Origin of the sequence: Clostridium sp. (assembly GCF_032552055.1) — a bacterium.
Lineage (GTDB): Bacteria > Bacillota > Clostridia > Clostridiales > Clostridiaceae > Clostridium.
In genome coordinates, this window is sequence record NZ_JAWGSV010000312.1 from 1 (window position 1) to 3,242 (window position 3,242).

Genomic DNA, 3,242 nt, shown 5'->3' on the forward strand with positions numbered 1-3,242 from the left:
AATATATACTTTGAGGGTTTATTGTATAGTGATACTTTTTATTCACTGAATTCATTTAAAGGTATAGTCTATACTATGCTTACATTGAATAATTTAAAACTTAATGATATAGAAAAACATAATACTTACTTAAATCTTAGTATTAATTTTCTGGAGGAAAATAATTATACTGAACTTTTAATTTACTTATATTTAAACGTTTCATATAATAAGCTTGAAATTTATAATATCGATGAATTTCTTTATAGTAATATAAATAATATTTTTTCTTTACTATTAGATTATGAAGGGCCTTATTCTTCTCAAGCATATTTACTTCTTGGAAGAATTTATTATAAATTTTTAAATCTTAATACTATTGCACTTAGCTTATTTGAAAAGTCTTTATCAATTGCAAGAAGAGATAAAGAAATAAATATAGAAATATTAGTTTATTATAATCAAGCTTCTACTTATTTAGCTATGGACAAGCTTAATGAAGGAATAAATCTTTTGAAAAGAATATTAAATAAGTATTCTGGTAAATTATCTTGTGTCTTTAGAACAAAGATTTATAGTAAGCTCTTAGAGTTATACTATTTTTCTAAATCTAGCTTAAGTGAAGCTAAAGACTTGTTAAGTTTATATGAAAAAGAGCTCTATCAATTAGATCCATTATATAGCAATATTTATCTAACAAGATTTAATCTAATATATGTGCACTATAAACTAATTGAAGCAGGTGAGAAAATAAGTAAGCCTCTCGCAGATGAACTCTATTGTTACTTAGAAACTGCATCCATTATTTATAAAAGTAATTTTTCAGATTTTACTTTTATGGAATTCCAATATTGGATAGAAATATCTTATGGAGACTTATATAGTGCTCTAAAAGATTATAATAATGCATTATTACATCATAAGAGAGCCCTTCTTTTTTCAGGAAACGCTAGAAATAAAAATAATATTCGCCTTTATAAATCAATTTCAACAGATTATGAATCATTAAAGGATTTTAAAACTGCCCTTAAATATTACAAGGTATCTATTGATACATTAGAAGCAATAAATTCAAATTCAATAGATAATTTCTACAGTAAGATTTTTGAAGATTTTGAGAGTAAATCAATATTAAACTCAGTAAATAATAACTTCTTTACTAACTTAAGTCATGAACTTAAAACTCCTGTTAATATTATTTACTCACTAATTCAATTAATGAGTACCTTAAAAAATTCCAATGATAATTCTATAAAGGAATGCTTTGTAAAATATGAAAAAACTCTTAAACAAAATTGCTTAAGGATGCTAAAACTTATAAATAATTTAATTGATATAACTAAAATAGATTCAGGAATTGGTAAGTTGGACTTAGTATTATTAGATATAGTACCTTTTGTTGAAGATTTAGCTTTCTCCATAGTTCCATTTGCTAAACATAAGAATATTAATGTTATTTTTGATACTAATATTGAGAAGCTATATTTAAAAGTAGACCCTTATGCTTTTGAAAGAATATTATTAAATTTACTTTCTAACGCTATAAAATTTAATAATATAGATGGAAATGTACTTATTACTATAAATTGTAATGATGAATCTGTAGATATAATTGTTCGTGATGATGGAATAGGAGTTCCTGATATATTTATTGATAATTTATTTGATAGATTTTATAAAGTGGATACTACTCTTTCTAGAAAATATGAAGGAAGTGGTGTTGGACTTTCTATAACTAAATCCTTAGTAGAACTTCATAGTGGAAGTATCAGAATAAATGATGATTACAAAAATGGTACTGAATTTATAGTAAATATGCCAATTCCTAATCCAAAAAATATAGATATTAAAAATAAATATGAATACTTTGTAGATGATGAGAAGATATTAAGAGAATTCTCAGATATATATGAATTATTTTAAGAAAACACAAAACGAAAAATGATATCCGTTAGTTAGGATATCATTTTTCATTAAGGGGATAATTAACTAATTGTTAAGCACTAACAACTATATTTATATAATACTATTCTTTTATGTCAATACTGTTACAAAATGAATTTTTAACTGCTTTTTAAGAAAACTCCACCTGAAGCTTAGAATCACTTTATTTTGCCCACCTATATACGCTGAAAAATAAATATATAATAGCACCTCCTAAAATCAACCATAAAATGGCGGTTATTATATTATAATATTTCTTCATTTCTCCATATCCCTATTGTTATAATATTCTATAGCTGATCTTAAAAACTTTACAGTTCGTATAGGTACTTTTCCTATTGATGTTTCTCCTGCTAGTAAAAATCCATCTACTCCTAAGTTAATAAAATTATAAATACTTTCTATTTCAGGTAGTGTTGCAAGATGTCCATTTTTCATACTATTTAATAAATGTGTAGCTATAATAACTCTTTTATTATTTTCCTTTATTATCTTTATAGCTTTATCTTGTAATCTTACAGCTTCTAATATTCCTGCCTCTGGTACTAAATCTCCTCTACCAATTATAACAGTATCAACCTCATTTAAGATTTCATTTATATTTTCTATTCCTTTAACAGTTTCAACTTTCGCCCATATCTTAAATTTATTTTGCTTATCTTTTATAATATCTTTAATTAATTTTATATCATCACCACTTTCAACAAAGGACTGACAAATTATATCAGTATCATTCTGCAGTGCAAAATTTATATTATCAGCATCATTTTTTCTTATATAATTCTTTTCTTCTATTAACTCTGGTATATTACACCCTTTCCCCTCTCTAATAATTCCACCCTTTATTACCCTTGCTTTTATTATTCCATCATTAACAGAAATAACTTCAAAATTCATAGTATTATCTTTCATAGAAATAGTTTTAATATCACTTCTTTCAATTACCTTTTTATCTATATTTAAAGGTACATATTTTCTTTCTTTTATATCTTTAAAACTAATGCTACTATAAAAATCTTCACCACAAAAATATATTTCTTGATTATTATAAACCTTATATATATATTTCAAACTTTTAGATACTCTTATTTTTTTACCTGATAAATCTATCAAAATATGTAAATTTCTTTTTAAATCTCTAGAGTTTCCTATAACTTTTTCGAAGTCATCTTTATTAAAATGTGAACAGTTTAGCCTAATTATATCTACTCCACCCTCAATAAGTTCTTTAAGTATCCATTTATCAATTGTTTTTGGACCAATAGTTGCAATAATATTCATAGCCTTCTCCTTATAAGTATTGTTACTTATCTTTACTA

2 protein-coding genes are annotated in these 3,242 nt (G+C 24.3%); one reads left to right on the forward strand and one right to left on the reverse strand.

Annotated features, from left to right (window positions below; all coding sequences use genetic code 11):
• Nucleotides 1-1,902 (forward strand): tetratricopeptide repeat-containing sensor histidine kinase (locus E6248_RS14730; RefSeq protein ID WP_316341537.1); only part of this gene is annotated, 1,902 nt, incomplete at its 5' end.
• Nucleotides 1,903-2,181: 279 nt separating this feature from the next.
• On the opposite strand, the gene E6248_RS14735 is transcribed toward E6248_RS14730, so the two are convergent.
• Nucleotides 2,182-3,242: pyruvate kinase (locus E6248_RS14735; RefSeq protein WP_316341538.1), on the reverse strand; the 1,061-nt coding region annotated here is incomplete at its 5' end.